The organism is Streptomyces sp. NBC_00986, from assembly GCF_045162565.1.
In the GTDB taxonomy this organism is placed as follows: domain Bacteria; phylum Actinomycetota; class Actinomycetes; order Streptomycetales; family Streptomycetaceae; genus Streptomyces.
Window position 1 is genome coordinate 11,676,970 of sequence record NZ_CP108733.1, and the last position, 20,696, is coordinate 11,697,665.

Here is a 20,696-nt window from a genome sequence, read left to right on the forward strand (position 1 = left end):
CGGCGCGCCTGGAATGTTGTGAGGATCTGATGGCGAACGACGAGAAGCTCCTCGAATACCTCAAGCGGGTCACCGCCGATCTGCACCAGACGCGGCAGCGACTGCAGGAGGCGCAGACCGCCGACCGTGAACCGGTCGCCATCGTGGGGATGAGCTGCCGCTACCCCGGTGGCGTCGGCTCGCCCGACGACCTGTGGCGGCTGGTGGCCGAGGGCCGGGACGGCATCGGGGAATTCCCGGCCGACCGCGGCTGGGACCTCGCGAAACTCGCTGGGAACGACGGCCCGCACGGCACAAGTTATGTCCATGAGGGCGGTTTCATCGATGGCGCCGCGGACTTCGACGCGGACTTCTTCGAGATCTCTCCGCGCGAGGCGATCGCCACGGATCCCCAGCAACGGCTCGTCCTGGAAGCGTCCTGGGAAGCCATGGAACGCGCCGGTGTCGACCCGCACTCCCTGCGCGGCCGGGACGTCGGCGTCTTCGTGGGCTCGGGCATCCAGGACTACGGCGACCTGCTCCTGCGCGCCCCCGAGGCCGCCGAGGCCTTCATGTCCACGGCCGTGTCACCCGCCGTTCTCTCTGGCCGGGTGGCGTACAGCCTGGGCCTTGAGGGTCCGGCGGTGACGGTGGACACGGCGTGCTCGTCCTCGCTGGTCGCGCTCCACCTCGCCGCGCAGGCGCTGCGGCAGGGTGAGTGCTCCATGGCCCTGGCCGGCGGCGTCATGGTGATGTCCACGCCGGCCGCCTTCGTCGCCTTCAGCCGTCAGAACGGCCTGGCCCCCGACGGCCGCTGCAAGTCCTTCGCCGCCTCCGCCGACGGCACGGGCTGGAGTGAGGGTGTCGGCATGCTGCTGGTGGAGCGGTTGTCGGACGCCCAGCGGCTGGGGCACAGGGTGCTGGCGGTCGTCCGTGGTTCGGCGGTCAATCAGGACGGTGCGAGCAACGGCCTCACCGCTCCGAATGGTCCGGCGCAGCAGCGGGTGATCCGGCAGGCGTTGGCGGACGCGGGTCTGTCGGCGGCGGACGTCGACGCGGTGGAGGCGCACGGCACGGGCACCAGGCTGGGTGATCCGATCGAGGCGCAGGCGCTTTTGGCGACGTACGGGCAGGGGCGTGCGGAGGAACAGCCGTTGTGGCTGGGTTCGCTGAAGTCGAACATCGGGCACACCCAGGCGGCTGCCGGTGTGGCGGGGATCATCAAGATGGTCGAGGCGATGCGGCACGGCGTCCTGCCCAGGACGCTGCATGTGGACGAGCCGACGCCGCAGGTCGACTGGACCGAGGGCGATGTACGGCTGCTGACGCAGGCGCGTGAGTGGCCCGTGGCGGACCGCCCGCGCCGGGCCGGGATCTCCTCGTTCGGCGTGAGCGGCACGAATGCGCACGTGATCGTGGAGCAGGCGCCGGAACAGCCGGCCGAGCCGGAGGACCTCACCCCGCTGCCGATGGTGCCGTGGGTGGTGTCGGGCCGCACCGGGCAGGCCCTGCGCGAACAGATCGCCCGCCTCGTCGCCTTCCTGGCCAAGAGCCCCGAAGTCCCGCTCACGGACCTGGCGTTGTCCCTCGGCGCCGGGCGGGCCGGGCTGGAACGGCGCGCGGTGATCGTCGGGTCGGACCGGGACGAACTGGTACGGGGCCTGGAGGCGCTGTCGGACCACGAGGGCATCGCCGCCACGGACCGGACGACGGCATTCCTGTTCACCGGTCAGGGTGCCCAACGCCTGAACATGGGCCTGGAGCTGTACGCGTCGTTCCCGGTGTTCGCCCGGGTCTTGGACGAGGTGTTCGACTGCTTCGACGGGCTGGTCGATGCCTCGCTGCGTGAGGTGATGTGGGGCGGGGACCAGGCGGTTCTCGATCGTACGGAGTTTGCGCAGCCGGCGTTGTTCGCCGTCGAGGTGGCGCTGTTCCGGCTGCTGGAGTCGTGGGGTGTCACACCCGATTACGTGGCCGGTCATTCGGTGGGTGAGCTGGCGGCGGCGCATGTGGCCGGGGTGTTGTCACTGGCGGATGCGGCCCAACTGGTCGCGGCGCGGGGCCGGTTGATGCAGGAGCTTGCGGCGGGCGGTGTGATGGTGGCGGTGGAGGCCACCGAGGACGAGGTCGTTCCGTTGCTGGACGGACAGGTGTCGGTTGCGGCGGTGAACGGGCCGCGTGCGGTGGTGGTTTCGGGTGCTGAGGCGGATGTGGACCGTTTGGTGGCCCGTTTCGCCGGCCGTCGGACGAAGCGGTTGGCGGTCAGTCATGCGTTCCATTCGCCGTTGATGGAGCCGATGCTGGACGAGTTCGCCGCCGTGGCGGGCGGGCTGACGTATGGCAGTCCGGTGATCCCGTTGGTGTCGAACGTGACGGGTGGGCCGGTGGTTCCGGATGCGGCGTACTGGGTGCGGCATGTCCGCGAGGCGGTGCGGTTCGCGGACAGTGTGAGCTATCTGCGGGACCAGGGTGTCGATGCGTTCGTGGAGCTGGGTCCGGACGGTGTGCTGTCGGCGATGGCCCCGGAGACCGGGTGCGTTCCGGTGCTGCGCAAGGACCGTGACGAGGCCAGGACGCTGATCGATGCTCTGGGCCGGATCTGGGCGCGGGGTGTCGAGGTCGACTGGGCGGCGTTCTTCGCACCGTCCGGGGCCCGCCGGGTGGACCTGCCGACCTATGCCTTCCAGCACCAGCGGTACTGGCTGGAGACCTCGGAGCAGGTCGCCGATGTGGCCTCGGCCGGTCTGCATGCGGTGGGTCATCCGCTGCTGGGGGCGGTGGTCGGTCCGGCGGGCAGCGACACCGTCGTGCTGACCGGGCGCCTGTCGACTGCTGCTCAGCCCTGGCTTGCGGATCATGTCGTGGGCGGCAGTGTGCTGTTCCCGGGGACCGGTTTCGTGGAGTTGGCGGTCCGGGCGGGGGACGAGGTCGGGTGCCCGGCGGTCGAGGAGCTGACGCTGTCCGTTCCGTTGGTGGTGCCTGAGGACTCCCAGATCCAGATCCAGGTCGTCGTCGCGGCACCGGATCACAGGGGCCGCCGCCCGGTGACGGTCTACAGCCGTCCGCACCTCGCAGGACCGGACGCGGAGTGGACGACCCATGCGACCGGCACGCTGGCGGCAGCCGCCGACTCCCCGTCCTACGACCTGGCCGTCTGGCCGCCGGTTGGTGCGGAGCCGGTGGAACTGGGGGGTTTCTACGAGGAGTTGGCGGGGGTCGGACTCGGCTACGGGCCGGTGTTTCGGGGGTTGCGGGCGGCCTGGCGGCGCGACGGTGAGGTGTTCGCCGAGGTCGCCCTGCCCGAGCAGGCGGCGGGTGAGGCGGGTCGTTTCGGTCTGCATCCGGCGCTTCTGGACGCTGCTCTGCATGCGATGTCGCTCGGTGCTGTGGAGGGGGACGGTCGGACGTTGCTGCCGTTTTCCTGGTCGGACGTGACGTTGTGGGCTTCTGGTGCCTCGGTGTTGCGGGTGCGGCTTGCGCGGGTTGCCGATGGTGTGGTGCTGACGGCTGTGGATGGTGTGGGCCGGCCGGTGGTGTCGGTGGGTTCGTTGGTGGTGCGGGAGGTTTCCGCGGAGCAGTTGGCTGCGGCGCGGGGCTCGGGTGCGGGGGAGTGGCTGTTCGGGGTGGAGTGGCCGGTGGTTCCGGTGGTTCCGGTGGTTGATGCGGAGTGGGCGGAGTGGGGCGGGTTCGGTGAGGTGGTGCCGCCGACGGTGGTGCTGCGCTGTGGGTCCGGGGAACTGCAGGGGGGTCTGCATCGGGTTTTGGGTGTGGTGCAGGAGTTTTTGGTGGGGGAGCGGTTTGTGGGGTCTCGGTTGGTGGTGTTGACCGAGGGTGCGGTGAGTGTGGGTGGTGAGCCGGTGGTGGATGTGGCTGCTGGTGGGGTGTGGGGGTTGGTGCGGTCGGCGCAGTCGGAGGAGCCGGGCCGGATCGTTCTGGCGGATGCCGGGTTGGAGGAGCTGCCGCTGGTGCTGGGTTCGGGTGAGTCGCAGGTGGCGGTGCGGGCCGGTGTGGTGCACGGGGCTCGGCTGGTGCGTGCCGGGGTGGACGTGGATGTGCGGCCGTCGTACGGCGTGGGTCCGGTGCTGATCACGGGTGGTACGGGTGGTCTGGGTGCGTTGGTGGCCCGGTATCTGGTGGCCGAGCACGGTGTGCGGGAGCTGCTGCTGGTCTCTCGTCGGGGGCCGGACGCCCCCGGCGCAGCCGAACTCGTCGCCGAACTGGCGGAGTTGGGTGCTGCGGTTGAGATTGTGGCGTGTGACGTGGCGGACCGTTCGGCACTCTCGGCGGTGCTGGAAAACCGCTTCCTGACTGCGGTGGTTCATACGGCGGGTGTGCTGGACGACGGTGTTGTGTCGTCGTTGACGCCGGAGCGGTTGGACGGGGTGTTTGCTCCGAAGGCGGATGCGGCCCGGTATCTGCATGAGCTGACGGCGGGGATGGACCTGTCGGCGTTCGTGCTGTTCTCGTCCGCGGCGGGAATCCTCGGTTCTCCGGGGCAGGCCAACTATGCGGCGGCCAACGCCTACTTGGACGCCCTCGCGTCGTATCGCCACAGCCTCGGCCTGAAGGCGACATCGCTGGCCTGGGGCCTGTGGGAACAGACCAGCGGAATGGCGGCGACGCTCGGGGACACCGACCGTTCGCGGATGAGCCAGGGTGGTGTGCTGCCGCTGGCATCGCAGGACGGGTTGGCGCTGCTGGATGCGGCCATCGCCGACGGCCGTCCGGCACTGGCGCCGATCCACCTCGACACCCGCGCCCTGGCCGGGACCGACGTGCCCGACCTGCTGCGCGGACTCGTGCCCGTCACCCGACGGGCGGCCGGCAAAGCGCAAGCGGGCGCGGACACCCTGCGCACCCGGCTCGCGGGGCTGCCCGAGACCGAGTGGGAGGACGCGCTGCTGCTCATCGCACGGACCGAGGCGGCGGCCGTGCTCGGACATCCGGGGCCGGACGCCGTCGACCCCGAACGTGCCTTCAGAGACCTGGGGTTCGACTCGCTCGCCGCCGTGGAACTGCGCAACCGGCTGGGCGAGGCGACCGGCCTGCGGCTGCCCGCCACCCTCGTCTTCGACTACCCGAACGCGCAGTCCGTGGCCCGCTACCTGCTCGGTGAGATCGCCGACACGGTCGACGAGACCGCGCCGGTCGCCGTCACCGCTCAGGCCCTGGACGAGCCCATCGCGATCATCGGCATGAGCTGCCGTTTCCCGGGCGGGGTCGGCTCGCCGGACGACTTGTGGCGGCTGGTCGCCGACGGCACGGACGCCATCGGCACCTTCCCCGCCGACCGCGGCTGGGACGTCGAACGCGACTACGACCCGACCGGACAACGCCCCGACACCACCTATGTCAACCAGGGCGGATTCCTCTACGAGGCAGGGGACTTCGACCCCGGCTTCTTCGGGATCAGCCCCAACGAGGCGCTGATGATGGACCCGCAGCAGCGGCTGCTCCTGGAGGCGTCGTGGGAGGCGCTGGAGCGGGCGGGCATCGATCCGGTGAGCCTGCGCGGCAGCAGGACCGGTGTGTTCGCCGGGATGATGTACCACGACTACGCGTACAACAGCAGCACCGGTGCGATCGCCTCCGGCCGGGTCTCGTACGTGCTGGGCCTCGAAGGTCCGTCGGTCACCGTCGACACGGCGTGCTCGTCGTCGCTCGTCGCCCTGCACCAGGCGGTGCAGTCGCTGCGTTCCGGCGAGTCCACGCTGGCGCTCGCCGGCGGTGTCGCCGTGATGGCCACACCGGAGACGTTCATCGAGTTCAGCAGGCAGCGCGGGCTGTCCAAGGACGGCCGCTGCAAGTCGTTCGCCGCGAGCGCCGACGGCACGGGCTGGGGCGAAGGCGTGGGCATGCTGCTGGTCGAGCGCCTCTCCGACGCCCGCCGCAACGGACACCGCGTGCTCGCCGTCGTCCGCGGCACCGCCGTCAACCAGGACGGCGCCAGCAACGGCCTCACCGCCCCCAACGGACCCTCCCAGCAGCGCGTCATCCGGCAGGCCGTCGCCAATGCCGGACTGGCGCTCGTCGACATCGACGCCGTCGAGGCACACGGCACCGGCACCAAACTCGGCGACCCGATCGAGGCCCAGTCACTGATGGCGACCTACGGGCGCGAACGGCCCGAGGGACGGCCGCTGTGGCTGGGTTCGCTCAAGTCGAACATCGGGCACACCCAGGCGGCGGCGGGCGCGGGCGCGATCATCAAGATGGTCGAGGCGATCCGGCACGGCGTCCTGCCCAGGACGCTGCACGTGGACGAGCCGACGCCGCAGGTCGACTGGACGGAGGGCGAGGTACGGCTGCTGACCGAGGCCCGGGAGTGGCCCGAGACGGGCGCGCCGCGTCGCGTCGGCATCTCCTCCTTCGGCGTCAGCGGCACCAACGCCCACGTCATCATCGAGCAGGACACCGAACCTGTCCCGGCCGAGCCCCACACCCCCGGCACCGGCGCTCGTCCCACTCGTCGTGACCGCCCGCACCGCCGACGCCCTGCGCGGCCAGGCGGACCGGCTGCGCACCTTCCTCCGCGCCGAGGAAGAGCCCTCGGCCGCCGGTGCCGGGCACGCGCTGCTGACGACTCGCCAGCTCTTCGAACACCGGGCCACCGTCATCGGCGCCGACCGGGCTGAACTCCTCGCCGGGCTGGACGAACTGGCGGGTGACGAGGCCGCCCCGGGCGACAGGACAGCGACGAGCACCGTGGTCCGCGGCACTGTGGTGCCCGGCGCCGCCAAGACCGTCTTCGTCTTCCCCGGCCAGGGCTCCCAGTGGCAGGGCATGGGCCTGGACCTCCTCGATTCCGTGCCGGCGTTCGCCGCGCGACTGCGCGATTGCGCCCGCGCCCTGGAACCCTTCGTCGACTGGGACCTGCTCGCCGTGCTCCGCGGCGACGAAGGCGCCCCCGACTTCACCGACGTGGATGTCGTCCAGCCCGCGCTGTGGGCCGTGATGGTCTCCCTCGCCGAAGCCTGGCGTTCGTACGGTGTCGAGCCCGCCGCCGTCGTCGGGCACTCGCAGGGCGAGATCGCCGCCGCCTGCGTCGCGGGCGCCCTCACCCTGGAGGACGGCGCCCGCGTCGTCGCCCTGCGCAGCCAGGTCATCCGGCGTGAACTCGCCGGTCAGGGCGGCATGATGTCCGTCGCCCTCTCCGAGAGCGAGGCCCGCGCGCGCATCGCCGACTGGGGCGGACAACTGCAGCTCGCTGTGGTCAACAGCCCGACGTCCGCCGTCGTCTGCGGTGTGCCCGCAGCACTCGAGGAACTGCGCGCGTCCCTGGACGCCGACGGAGTCCGCGCCCGCGTCATCCCCGTCGACTACGCCTCGCACTCGGTCTACGTCGAGGGCATCCGCGACGAACTCGCCGCGCAGCTCGCGGGGTTGGAGTCGCATACCTCGGACATCCCCTTCTACTCGACGGTGACCGGCTCCCCCCTCGACACCGCGACCCTCGACGCCCGGTACTGGTACACCAACCTGCGCGAGACGGTCCGCTTCGAAGAGGCGACCCGGGCCCTGCTCGCCGACGGGCACGGCCTGTTCGTCGAGTGCAGCCCGCACCCCGGCCTGCTCGTCGGCCTCGCCGACACCATCGAGGCGGCCGACGCGCGGGCCGCCGTCGTCGGCTCGCTGCGCCGAGACAACGGCGACGAACGCCGCCTGCTCGCCTCCCTGATGGAGGCGCACGCCCACGGCGCGACCGTGGATCCGCGGCGGCTCTTCCCCACCGCGCCCGCCCGCCACACCGACCTGCCGACGTACGCCTTCCAGCACGAGCACTTCTGGCTCGAACCGGTCACCGACACCGGCTCGCCCGCCGCCGTCGGCCTGGGTGCTCCCGACCACCCGTTGCTCGGCGCGACGGTGACCCTCGCGGGAACGGACGGTGTGCTGCTGTCCGGACGCCTTTCGACCCACACCCACAAGTGGCTTGCGGACCATGCCGTGGGCGGCAGCGTGCTGTTCCCCGGTACCGGCTTCGTGGAGCTGGCGATCAGGGCGGGCGACGAGGTCGGCTGCCCGGTGATCCGCGAACTCACCCTCACCACACCCCTGCTGCTGCCGGCGCAGAGCGGGGTACAGGTGCAGGTCACGGTCGGCGCGGCCGAGCCGCACGGCGACCGCCCGGTGAGCGTGCACGCCCGTCCCGAGCAGGACGAGGGCCCGTGGACGCTGCACGCCACCGGAGCGCTCGCGCCGTTCGCCGACGAGAGGACCGACCAACAGCTGCTCTCCTGGCCGCCGGTTGGTGCGGAGCCGGTGGAACTGGGGGGTTTCTACGAGGAGTTGGCGGGGGTCGGACTCGGCTACGGGCCGGTGTTCCAGGGGTTGCGGGCGGCCTGGCGGCGCGACGGTGAGGTGTTCGCCGAGGTCGCCCTGCCGGAGCAGGCGGCGGGTGAGGCGGGTCGTTTCGGTCTGCATCCGGCGCTTCTGGACGCTGCTCTGCATGCGATGTCGCTCGGTGCTGTGGAGGGGGACGGTCGGACGTTGCTGCCGTTTTCCTGGTCGGACGTGACGTTGTGGGCTTCTGGTGCCTCGGTGTTGCGGGTGCGGCTTGCGCGGGTTGCCGATGGTGTGGTGCTGACGGCTGTGGATGGTGTGGGTCGGCCGGTGGTGTCGGTGGGTTCGTTGGTGGTGCGGGAGGTGGATGCGGGGCAGTTGGCTGCGGTGCGGGGGTCTGGTGCGGGGGAGTGGTTGTTCGGGGTGGAGTGGCCGGTGGTGCCGGTTGCTGAGGTTGTTGAGGTGTCGTGGGTTGAGTGGGATGACGTTCGGGATGTGGTTCCGGAGGTTGTGGTTCTGCGGGTTGGTGGTGGGGGTCTGCATCGGGTTTTGGGTGTGGTGCAGGAGTTTTTGGTGGGGGAGCGGTTTGTGGGGTCTCGGTTGGTGGTGTTGACCGAGGGTGCGGTGAGTGTGGGTGGTGAGCCGGTGGTGGATGTGGCTGCTGGTGGGGTGTGGGGGTTGGTGCGGTCGGCGCAGTCGGAGGAGCCGGGCCGGATCGTTCTGGCGGATGCCGGGTTGGAGGAGCTGCCGCTGGTGCTGGGTGCGGGTGAGTCGCAGGTGGCGGTGCGCGGTGGTGAAGTCCGTGCGGCTCGGCTGGTGCGTGCCGGGGTGGACGTGGATGTGCGGCCGTCGTACGGCGTGGGTCCGGTTCTGATCACGGGTGGTACGGGTGGTCTGGGTGCGTTGGTGGCCCGGTATCTGGTGGCCGAGCACGGTGTGCGGGAGCTGGTGCTGCTGTCGCGGCGCGGTCCGGACGCCCCCGGCGCAGCCGAACTCGCTTTGGAGCTGGCGGAGTTGGGTGCCGCGGTTGAGGTTGTGGCGTGTGATGTGAGTGATCGTGACGCGTTGTCCGGTGTGCTGGTGAACCGCTTCCTGACTGCGGTGGTTCATACGGCGGGTGTGCTGGACGACGGTGTTGTGTCGTCGTTGACGCCGGAGCGGCTGGATGCGGTGTTTGCTCCGAAGGCGGATGCGGCCCGGTATCTGCATGAGCTGACGGCGGGGATGGATCTGTCGGCGTTCGTGCTGTTCTCGTCCGCGGCAGGGACGTTGGGCTCTCCGGGGCAGGCCAACTATGCGGCGGCCAACGCCTACTTGGACGCGCTCGCCGCGCACCGCCACAGCCTCGGCCTGAAGGCGACATCGCTGGCCTGGGGCCTGTGGGAACAGACCAGCGGAATGACCAGCGCTCTCGACCGGACCGACCGTTCCCGTATCGCCGATGGTGGTGTGCTGCCGCTGGCGTCGCACGACGGGTTGGCGCTGCTGGATGCGGCGGTCGCCGACGGCCGCCCCGCGCTGGCGCCGATCCACCTCGACACCCGCGCCCTGGCCGGGACCGACGTGCCTGACCTGCTGCGCGGACTCGTGCCCGTCACCCGACGGGCGGCCGCCAAGGGACAGGGAGGCGACCCGGACTCGCTGCGTACGCGGCTCGCCGGTCTGACGTCCGTACGGCAGGAAGAGGAGCTTCGGGACCTGGTGCTCACGCACGCGGCGCGGCTCCTCGGACACAGCGACGCGCGGGCCGTCGACCCCGACCGGGGCTTCCTCGAGTCCGGGTTCGACTCGCTCGCCGCCATGCAACTGCGCAACCGGCTGGGCGAGCTGACCGGCCTGCGGCTGCCCGCCACCGCCGTCTTCGACCACCCCAACCCGCGGGCGCTCGCCCGACACCTGCTGGAACGCCTCGCACCCGCCACCGCGGAGCCGGCGGCGGACACCGAGACGGCCGACACCACCGAGCAGGAGTTCCACCGCATCCTGCGCTCCGTCCCCTACACCCGGCTGCGCGCGGCCGGCCTCGTCGACACCCTGCTGCGGCTCGCGGCCGACGGCACGGAGGCCGACGGCGCACCGGACGCCGACGAGCGCGAGGACATCGACGCGATGGACACGGAAATGCTGATCAGTCTGGCACTCGACGGCTCCGGCCGCGACGACGCGAATCAGGAAGTGTGAGACGACGATGACCGGTTCCGAAGAGAAACTCGTCGCCGCCCTGCGGGCCTCCCTCAAGGAGACCGAGCGCCTGCGCGGGCAGAACAAAGAGCTCACCGCCGCAGCATCGGAGCCCATCGCGATCATCGGAATGAGTTGCCGCTTCCCCGGCGGCGTCGGTTCCCCCGAAGACCTGTGGCGGCTGGTCGCCGACGGCACGGACGCCATCGGCACCTTCCCCGCCGACCGCGGCTGGGACGTCGAGCACCTCTACGACCCGACCGGACAACGCCCCGAGACGAGCTATGTCGACCAGGGCGGGTTCCTCTACGACGCCGCCGAGTTCGACCCGGCGTTCTTCGGCATCAGCCCCAACGACGCCCTCTACATGGACCCGCAGCAGCGGCTGCTCCTGGAGGCGTCGTGGGAGGCGCTGGAGCGGGCGGGCATCGATCCGGTGAGCCTGCGCGGCAGCAGGACCGGTGTGTTCGCCGGGATGATGTACCACGACTACGCGTACAACAACAACGCGGGTGCGATCGCCTCCGGCCGGGTCTCGTACGTGCTGGGCCTCGAAGGTCCGTCGGTCACCGTCGACACGGCGTGCTCGTCGTCGCTCGTCGCCCTGCACCAGGCGTTGCAGTCGCTGCGTTCCGGCGAGTCCACGCTGGCGCTCGCCGGCGGTGTCGCCGTGATGGCCACACCGGAGACGTTCGTCGAGTACTCGCGCCAGCAGGCCATGGCGCGCGACGGCCGCTGCAAGTCCTTCGCGGGCGCCGCCGACGGCGCCAACTGGTCCGAAGGCGTGGGCATGCTGCTGGTCGAGCGCCTCTCCGACGCCCGCCGCAACGGACACCGCGTGCTCGCCGTCGTCCGCGGCACCGCCGTCAACCAGGACGGCGCATCCAGCGTCATGACCGCGCCCAACGGTCCGGCACAGCAGCGCGTCATCCGCCAGGCGCTGGCCAATGCCCGCCTTGCGCCCGAGCAGATCGACGCCGTCGAAGGCCACGGCACCGGCACCAAACTCGGCGACCCGATCGAGGCACAGGCCCTGATCGCCACGTACGGCCAAAACCGCTCCGGGGGACGGCCGCTGTGGCTGGGTTCGCTCAAGTCGAACATCGGGCACACCCAGGCGGCGGCGGGCGCGGGCGCGATCATCAAGATGGTCGAGGCGATCCGGCACGGCGTCCTGCCCAGGACGCTGCACGTGGACGAGCCGACGCCGCAGGTCGACTGGACGGAGGGCGAGGTACGGCTGCTGACCGAGGCCCGGGAGTGGCCCGAGACGGGCGCGCCGCGTCGCGTCGGCATCTCCTCCTTCGGCGTCAGCGGCACCAACGCCCACGTCATCATCGAGCAGGACACCGAACCCGTCCCGGCCGAGCCCCACACCCCCCCGGCTTCCGGCGCCCTGCTGCCCTGGATCCTCTCCGCCAAGAGCGCCCAGGCCCTCACCGCCCAGGCCGAGCGCCTCGCCGCGCACCTGGCGGACCACCCGGGCACCGCGCCCGCCGACCTCGGGCACGCGCTGCTCACCACCCGCGCCACCTTCGCCCACCGTGCCGTCGTCCTCGCCGACGATCAGGACGAGTTCACCCGCGCCCTTCAGGCGCTCGCCGACGGCGCGCCCCACGAGGCACTGGTCCGCGGCACCGGAACCACCCCCGGCAAGACCGTGTTCGTCTTCCCGGGGCAGGGCTCCCACTGGCCCGGCATGGCCGCCGAACTTCTCGACACCGCGCCGGTGTTCGCCGCCCGTGTCGACGAGTGCGCCCGTGCCCTCGACGCCTTCATCGACTGGTCGCTGACCGCGGTCCTGCGCCAGGAACCGGACGCCCCCTCCCTCGACCGCGTCGACGTCGCGCAGCCGGCACTGTGGGCCGTGATGGTCTCCCTCGCCGCCTTGTGGCGTTCGTACGGTGTCGAGCCCGCCGCCGTCGTCGGGCACTCGCAGGGCGAGATCGCCGCCGCCTGCGTCGCGGGCGCCCTCACCCTGGAGGACGGCGCCCGCATCGTCGCCCTGCGCAGCAAGGCGCTGCGCGCCCTCGCGGGCCGCGGCGGCATGCTGTCCATCGTTCAGTCCGTCGACTGGGTGCGCGAGAAGATCGCCCCCCTCGACGGCCGGGTCTCCATCGCCGCCGTGAACGGCCCGAGTGCCGTCGTCGTCTCCGGCGACGCCGACGCCCTCGCCGAACTCGGCACCACCCTGGCCCGCTCCGGCACCATGCGCTGGGCCATCCCGGGCGTCGACTTCGCCGCGCACTCAGTCCACGTCGACGCGCTCGAAGCCGAACTCGCCGAACTCCTCGCGCCCGTCGCGCCGCGCGCCACCGACATCGCCTTCTACTCCACACTGCACGGCGCCCGCACCGACACCGAGCGGCTCGACGCCGGCTACTGGTACCGCAACCTGCGCTCCACCGTCGAGTTCGAGCAGGCCACCCGTGCCCTCCTCGCCGACGGCTACGGCCTGTTCGTCGAGTGCAGCCCGCACCCGGTGCTGCGCCCCGGCATCGAGGAGAGCATCGCCGAGACCGGCGCCGTCGCGGCCTCCGTGGAGTCGCTGCGCCGCGAGGACGGCGGCCCGCGCCGCTATGCCCTGTCCCTCGCGGACGCCTACACCCGGGGCGCCCCCGTCGACTGGAGCTCTCTCCTCACCGGGCACACCCCGGCCGCCGTCGACCTGCCGACGTACGCCTTCCAACGGCAGCGCTACTGGATCGATACCCCGTCCGCCTCCGGCACGACCGACGCCCGGACCCTGGGCCAGCGCCCCATCGAACACCCCTTCCTCGGCGCCGCCCTCGACCCGGTCGAAGGCGACCCGCACGGACCGCTCGTCCTCACCGGACGCCTCGCGCCCAGGACCGAGCCCTGGCTGACCGACCACGCCGCCGGCGGGACGGTGCTGTTCCCCGGCACCGGCTTCGTCGAGGTGGCGATCAGGGCGGGCGACGAGACCGGCTGCCCCGTCGTGGAGGAACTGACCCTCTGCGCCCCCCTGGTCCTGCCGGACGACACCGCGGTCAGGATCAGGGTCGTCGTCGAGGCCGTCACCGCGACGGGCCACCGCCCGCTCTCCGTCTACGCCCGCCCGGAGAGCGACGGCGTGGAAGGAGCCGCCTGGACTCTGCACGCGACCGGCACGCTGGCGGCAGCCGCCCACTCCCCGTCCTACGACCTGGCCGTCTGGCCGCCGGTAGGTGCGGAGCCGGTGGACCTGGCGGGCTTCTACGAGGAGTTGGCGGCTGCCGGTCTGGAGTACGGGCCGGTGTTTCGGGGGCTGCGGGCGGCCTGGCGGCGGGACGGCGAGGTGTTCGCCGAGGTCGCCCTGCCCGAGCAGGCGGCGGGCGACGCGGAACGCTTCGGTCTGCATCCGGCGCTCCTCGACGCCGCCCTGCACGGCGGCGCTCTGACCGGAGTGGTCGCCGACGGCGCCGCCGCACTGCCGTTTGCCTGGACCGCCGTGACCCTGCGCGCCACCGGCGCCTCGACGCTCCGCGTCCGTCTCACCCGCTCGGAGAACGGGCTCCAGGTCCTCGCCGCAGATGGTGTGGGCCGGCCGGTGGTGTCGGTGGGTTCGTTGGTGGTGCGGGAGGTTTCCGCGGAGCAGTTGGCTGCGGCGCGGGGCTCTGGTGCGGGGGAGTGGCTGTTCGCGGTGGAGTGGCCGGTGGTGCCGGTGGCTGAGGTTGTTGAGGTGTCGTGGGTTGAGTGGGATGACGTTCGGGATGTGGTTCCGGAGGTTGTGGTTCTGCGGGTTGGTGGTGGGGATCTGCATCGGGTTTTGGGTGTGGTGCAGGAGTTTTTGGTGGGGGAGCGGTTTGTGGGGTCTCGGTTGGTGGTGTTGACCGAGGGTGCGGTGAGTGTGGGTGGTGAGCCGGTGGTGGATGTGGCCGGTGGTGGGGTGTGGGGGTTGGTGCGGTCGGCGCAGTCGGAGGAGCCGGGCCGGATCGTCCTGGCCGATGGTCAGCTGGGTGATCTGGCCCTGGTCTTGGGTTCGGGTGAGTCGCAGGCGGCGGTGCGGGCCGGTGTGGTGCACGGGGCCCGGCTGGTGCGTGCCGGGGTGGACGTGGATGTGCGGCCGTCGTACGGCGTGGGTCCGGTTCTGATCACGGGTGGTACGGGTGGTCTGGGTGCGTTGGTGGCCCGGTATCTGGTGGCCGAGCACGGCGTGCGGGAGCTGCTGCTGGTCTCTCGTCGGGGGCCGGACGCCCCCGGAGCAGCCGAACTCGCTTTGGAGCTGGCGGAGTTGGGTGCTGCGGTTGAGATTGTGGCGTGTGACGTGGCGGACCGTTCGGCACTCTCGGCGGTGCTGGAAAACCGCTCCTTGACTGCGGTGGTTCATACGGCGGGTGTGCTGGACGACGGTGTTGTGTCGTCGTTGACGCCGGAGCGGCTGGACGGGGTGTTTGCTCCGAAGGCGGATGCGGCCCGGTATCTGCATGAGCTGACGGCGGGGATGGACCTGTCGGCGTTCGTGCTGTTCTCGTCCGCGGCGGGAATCCTCGGTTCTCCGGGGCAGGCCAACTACGCTGCGGCCAACGCCTACTTGGACGCCCTCGCCGCGCACCGCCACAGCCTCGGCCTGAAGGCGACATCGCTGGCCTGGGGCCTGTGGGAACAGACCAGCGGTCTGACCGAGGGACTCGGCGAGGCCGACCGCTCTCGGATGGCGCAGGGTGGTGTGCTGCCGCTGGCATCGCAGGACGGGTTGGCGCTGCTGGATGCGGCCATCGCCGACGGCCGCCCCGCGCTGGCGCCGATCCACCTCGACACCCGCGCCCTGGCCGGGACCGACGTGCCCGACCTGCTGCGCGGACTCGTCCGCGGCACCCCCCGGCGCGCCGCCGCGACCACCACCGACAACCAGGGGCTGCGCGAACGACTCGCCGGCCTGTCCGAACGCGAGCGGGGCGACCTCGTCCTGGACATGGTGCGCACCCAGGCCGCGGCCGTCCTCGGCTATGCCGGAGCCGCGCACATCAGCCCCGAGCTCACCTTCAAGGACCTGGGGTTCGACTCGCTCGCCGCGGTCCAGTTCCGCAACGCGCTCAGCGAGGCCACCGGCCTGCGCCTGCCGGCCACGCTCGTCTTCGACCACCCGACTCCGCTGGCCCTCGTCCGGCGTCTGGTGGCCGACCTGGACGATGTGAAACCCGCACGGCGGGCACCCGCCGAGCCGTCGATGTCCGCCTCGCCCGACGAGCCGGTCGCGATCGTGGGGATGAGCTGCCGCTTCCCGGGAGGCGTCGGTTCCCCCGAGGACCTGTGGCGGCTGCTCGCGGACGGCGGCGACGCGATCGCTGACTTCCCGTCCGACCGCGGCTGGGACCTCGCCGGTCTCTACGACCCGGACCCGTCCACCGAGGGCACCTGCTACACCCGCCAGGGCGGATTCCTCCACGAGGCAGGCGACTTCGACGCCGGCTTCTTCGGGATCGGCCCCCGCGAGGCCACCGCCATGGACCCGCAGCAACGGCTGCTCCTGGAAACCTCCTGGGAGGCCCTGGAACGGGCCGGCATCGACCCCCACACACTGCGCGGCAGCCGGACCGGCGTTTTCGCCGGGATGATGTACCACGACTACGCGCACAACACCAACGCCGGTTCGATCGCCTCCGGCCGGGTGGCGTACAGCCTGGGTCTTGAGGGTCCGGCGGTGACGGTGGACACGGCGTGCTCGTCGTCCCTGGTCGCCCTGCACCTCGCCGTACGGGCGCTGCGCTCGGGCGAGTGCACGCTGGCCCTCGCGGGCGGCGTCACCGTCATGGCAACCCCGGACATGCTGGTCGAGTTCAGCCGCGAACGCGGCCTGGCTCCCGACGGCCGCTGCAAGGCGTTCGCAGCGGACACGGACGGCACCGGGTTCAGTGAGGGTGTCGGCTGGCTGCTGGTGGAGCGGTTGTCGGACGCGCAGCGGCTGGGGCACAGGGTGCTGGCGGTTGTCCGTGGTTCGGCGGTCAATCAGGACGGTGCGAGCAATGGGTTGACGGCTCCGAATGGTCCGGCGCAGCAGCGGGTGATCCGGCAGGCGTTGGCGGATGCGGGTCTGTCGGCGGCGGATGTCGACGCGGTGGAGGCGCACGGTACCGGTACGACGCTGGGTGATCCGATCGAGGCGCAGGCGCTTTTGGCGACGTACGGGCAAGAGCGTGCGGAGTCCGGGCCGTTGTGGCTGGGGTCGGTCAAGTCGAACATCGGGCACACTCAGGCGGCTGCCGGTGTGGCGGGGATCATCAAGATGGTCGAGGCGATGCGGCACGGCGTCCTGCCCAGGACGCTGCATGTGGATGAGCCGACGCCGCAGGTCGACTGGGACGAGGGCGCGGTCGAGCTGCTCACCGAGGCGCGTGAGTGGCCCGAGGCAGGTGGGCGTCCGCGCCGGGCGGGTATCTCCTCGTTCGGCATCAGCGGCACGAATGCGCACGTGATTGTGGAGCAGGCGCCGGAACAGCCGGCCGAGCCGGAGGACCTCACCCCGCTGCCGGTGGTGCCGTGGGTGGTGTCGGGTGCGTCGCAGGACGCGGTACGCGCCCAGGCGGTCCGGCTGTCGGAGTTCGTGGCGGGGTGGTCTGAACTGCCTTTGGCGGGCGTGGGGTTGACGCTGGGGACAGGGCGGGCCGGGCTGGAACGGCGCGCGGTGGTCGTCGGTGCGGACCGGGGCGAGTTGCTGCGGGGTCTGGAGGCGCTGGCGAATGGTCAGGTGCCGGTGGCGGCGCGTTCGGCCGGATCGACGGCGTTCCTGTTCACCGGTCAGGGTGCCCAACGCGTCGGCATGGGCCGGGAGTTGTATGAGGTGTTCCCGGTGTTCGCCCGGGCGTTGGATGAGGTGCTGGACTGCTTCGATGCCTCGTTGCGTGAGGTGATGTGGGGTGGTGATCAGGACCGCCTGGATCGCACCGAGTTTGCGCAGCCGGCGTTGTTCGCTGTTGAGGTGGCGTTGTTCCGGCTGTTGGAGTCGTGGGGTGTCACACCCGATTATGTGGCGGGTCATTCGGTGGGTGAGCTGGCGGCGGCGTATGTGGCCGGGGTGTTGTCACTGGCGGATGCGGCCCAACTGGTGGCGGCGCGGGGCCGGTTGATGCAGGAGCTTGCGGCGGGCGGTGTGATGGTGGCGGTGGAGGCCGCCGAGGACGAGGTCGTTCCGTTGTTGCAGGGCCGGGTGTCGGTTGCGGCGGTGAACGGGCCGCGTGCGGTGGTGGTTTCGGGTGCTGAGGCGGACGTCGAGCGGGTGGTGGGGCATTTCACCGACCGTCGGACGAAGCGGTTGGCGGTCAGTCATGCGTTCCATTCGCCGTTGATGGAGCCGATGCTGGACGAGTTCGCCGCCGTGGCGGGGGAGTTGGCATACGGCAGCCCGGTGATCCCGCTGATCTCCAATGTGACGGGTGGGCCGGTGGTTCCGGATGCGGCGTACTGGGTGCGGCATGTGCGTGAGGCGGTGCGGTTCGCGGACAGTGTGAGCTATCTGCGGGACCAGGGTGTCGATGCGTTCGTGGAGCTGGGTCCGGACGGTGTGCTGTCGGCGATGGCCCCGGAGACCGGGTGTGTTCCGGTGCTGCGGCGGGACCGTGATGAGGCCAGGACGCTGATCGATGCTCTGGGCCGGATCTGGGCGCGGGGTGTGGAGGTGGACTGGGCGGCGTTCTTCGCACCGTGCGGGGCCCGCGCCACGGATCTGCCGACTTATGCCTTCCAGCATCAGCGGTACTGGCTGGAGACCTCGGAGCAGGTCGCCGACGTGGCCTCGGCAGGTCTGCACGCGGTGGGTCATCCGCTGCTGGGGGCGGTGGTCGGTCCGGCGGGCAGCGACACCGTCGTGCTGACCGGGCGCCTGTCGGTGTCGGCGCAGCCCTGGCTTGCGGATCATGTCGTGGGCGGCAGTGTGCTGTTCCCGGGGACCGGCTTTGTCGAGCTGGCGGTCCGGGCGGGGGACGAGGTCGGCTGCCCGGTGGTGGAGGAGCTGACGCTGGCGGCTCCGCTCGTGCTGCTGTCGGACGTGCCGGTGCAGGTTCAGGTTGTGGTGGGGGCGGCGGACGGTGTGGGCCGTCGTGCGGTCACTGTGCATGCCCGCCCGCAGTCGGGCGGTGGATGGACCACACACGCCACCGGCACCCTGGCATCCTCCGCCGAGGAGCCGTCCTACGACCTGAGCGTCTGGCCACCGGCGGGTGCGCAGCCGGTGGAACTGGAGGGCTTCTACGACACGTTGGCGGCTGCCGGTCTGGAGTACGGCCCGGTGTTCCAGGGGCTGCGGGCGGCCTGGCAGCGCGACGGAGAGGTCTTCGCCGAGGTCGCCCTGCCCGAGCAGGCGGCGGGTGAGGCCGACCGGTTCGGTCTGCACCCCGCCCTCCTCGACGCCGCCCTCCACGCCACCGGACTCGGAGAGAAAGCACAGGAACGGATCGCGTTGCCGTTCCTGTGGGAGGGGGTCTCACTGCACGCTTCAGGGGCTTCCGTGCTGCGGGTTCGGCTCGCGCCGGTCGACGGCGGGGTGGAGCTGTTCGCCACTGATGGTGTGGGCCGGCCGGTGGTGTCGGTGGGTTCGTTGGTGGTGCGGGAGGTGGATGCAGGGCAGTTGGCTGCGGCGCGGGGCTCTGGTGCGGGGGAGTGGCTGTTCGCGGTGGAGTGGCCGGTGGTGCCGGTGGTGCCGGTGGTGCCGGTGGTTCCGGTGGTTGATGCGGAGTGGGCGGAGTGGGGCGGGTTCGGTGAGGTGGTGCCGCCGACGGTGGTGCTGCGCTGTGGGTCCGGGGAACTGCATGGGGGTCTGCATCGGGTTTTGGGTGTGGTGCAGGAGTTTTTGGTGGGGGAGCGGTTTGTGGGGTCTCGGTTGGTGGTGTTGACCGAGGGTGCGGTGAGTGTGGGTGGTGAGCCGGTGGTGGATGTGGCTGCTGGTGGGGTGTGGGGGTTGGTGCGGTCGGCGCAGTCGGAGGAGCCGGGCCGGATCGTTCTGGCGGATGCCCGGTTGGAGGAGCTGCCGCTGGTGCTGGGTGCGGGTGAGTCGCAGGTGGCGGTGCGCGACGGTGTGGTGCACGGGGCCCGGCTGGTCCGCGCCGCGGTGGAGGCGGGAGCGCTGGTGCTGGACGGCCCGGTGCTGGTGACGGGCGGTACGGGTGGTCTGGGTGCCTTGGTGGCCCGGCATCTGGTGGCCGAGCACGGCGTGCGGGAACTGCTGCTGGTCTCTCGTCGGGGCCCGGGGGCGCCGGGCGCCGCTGCGCTGGCCGAGGAGCTCACGGCCGTGGGCGCGTCCGTTGAGGTGGTGGCGTGTGACGTGGCGGACCGGTCGGCGTTGGCGGGGGTGCTGGAGGGACGATCGCTGTCGGCGGTGATTCATACCGCAGGCGTGTTGGACGACGGTGTGCTGGGGTCGTTGACTCCGCAGCGGGTGGATGCGGTGCTGGGAGCGAAGGCGGACGCGGCGTGGTACCTGCATGAGCTGACGGCCGGGATGGACCTGTCGGCGTTCGTCCTGTTCTCGTCCGCGGCAGGCATCCTCGGTTCTCCGGGGCAGGCCAACTACGCGGCGGCCAACGCCTACCTGGATGCGCTCGCCTCGTATCGCCATGGTCTGGGTCTGAAGGGAACCTCGCTGGCCTGGGGCATGTGGGAAGAGACCAGCGGGATGGCCGGGATGCTCGGGGAGGCCGGCCGTTCGCGGATGGCGCAGGGCGGTGTGCTGCCGCTGCGCTCCGAGGACGGACTCGCCCTGCTGGACGCGGCAATGGCCGGGGACCGGCCCGTGCTGGCGCCGATCCGCCTCGATGTCCCTTCCCTGACCGGGGCCGATGTCCCCGACCTGCTGCGGACCCTGGTTCCGGCCAGGCGGCGGGCCGCGGCCAAGCCACAGGCCGATCCGAACGCCCTGCGCGACCGGCTGGCCGGCCTGCCGGAGGACGAGTGGGAAGAGACGCTGCGGGAGCTGGTGCTGTCGCACGCGGCCCGGCTGCTCGGACACGGCGACACCCGGGCCGTCGACCCCGACCACGGGTTCCTCGAATCGGGCTTCGACTCGCTCGCGGCGATCGAACTGCGTGGTGCCCTCTCCTCGGAGACCGGACTTCGACTTCCGCCCACGGTCGTCTTCGACAGCGACAGTCCGGCCGGGCTCGCCCGGTTCCTGCGGGCGGAGCTGTCCGGCCGTATGGCTGCCGCCGGCCTCTCCGGGCCGTCCGCCGCCGACACGGCGGACGAGCCCGCGGACACGCTCACCGCGCTGTTCCGGGAATCCGTCCTGACCTGCGACATCCCGAAGAGTTTCGCGATGCTCC

Annotated in this window: 1 protein-coding gene and 3 pseudogenes; all 4 read left to right on the forward strand. The window is 71.4% G+C overall.

All coding sequences use genetic code 11. The features are described 5' to 3' along the window. The first annotated feature begins 29 nt into the window (after positions 1-29). Positions 30-6,614, forward strand: a complete 6,585-nt coding sequence (locus tag OG504_RS52610; protein ID WP_405996219.1) for an SDR family NAD(P)-dependent oxidoreductase — start codon at positions 30-32, stop codon at positions 6,612-6,614. Next, positions 6,496-9,588 (forward strand): annotated as a pseudogene (locus OG504_RS52615) (SDR family NAD(P)-dependent oxidoreductase); the annotation flags it as partial. The gene OG504_RS52610 and the pseudogene OG504_RS52615, both read left to right, overlap by 119 nt. A gap of 432 nt (positions 9,589-10,020) precedes the next feature. Next, positions 10,021-10,443 (forward strand): annotated as a pseudogene (locus OG504_RS52620) (acyl carrier protein); the annotation flags it as partial. A gap of 40 nt (positions 10,444-10,483) precedes the next feature. Next, positions 10,484-20,587 (forward strand): annotated as a pseudogene (locus OG504_RS52625) (SDR family NAD(P)-dependent oxidoreductase); the annotation flags it as partial. Positions 20,588-20,696 lie beyond the last annotated feature (109 nt).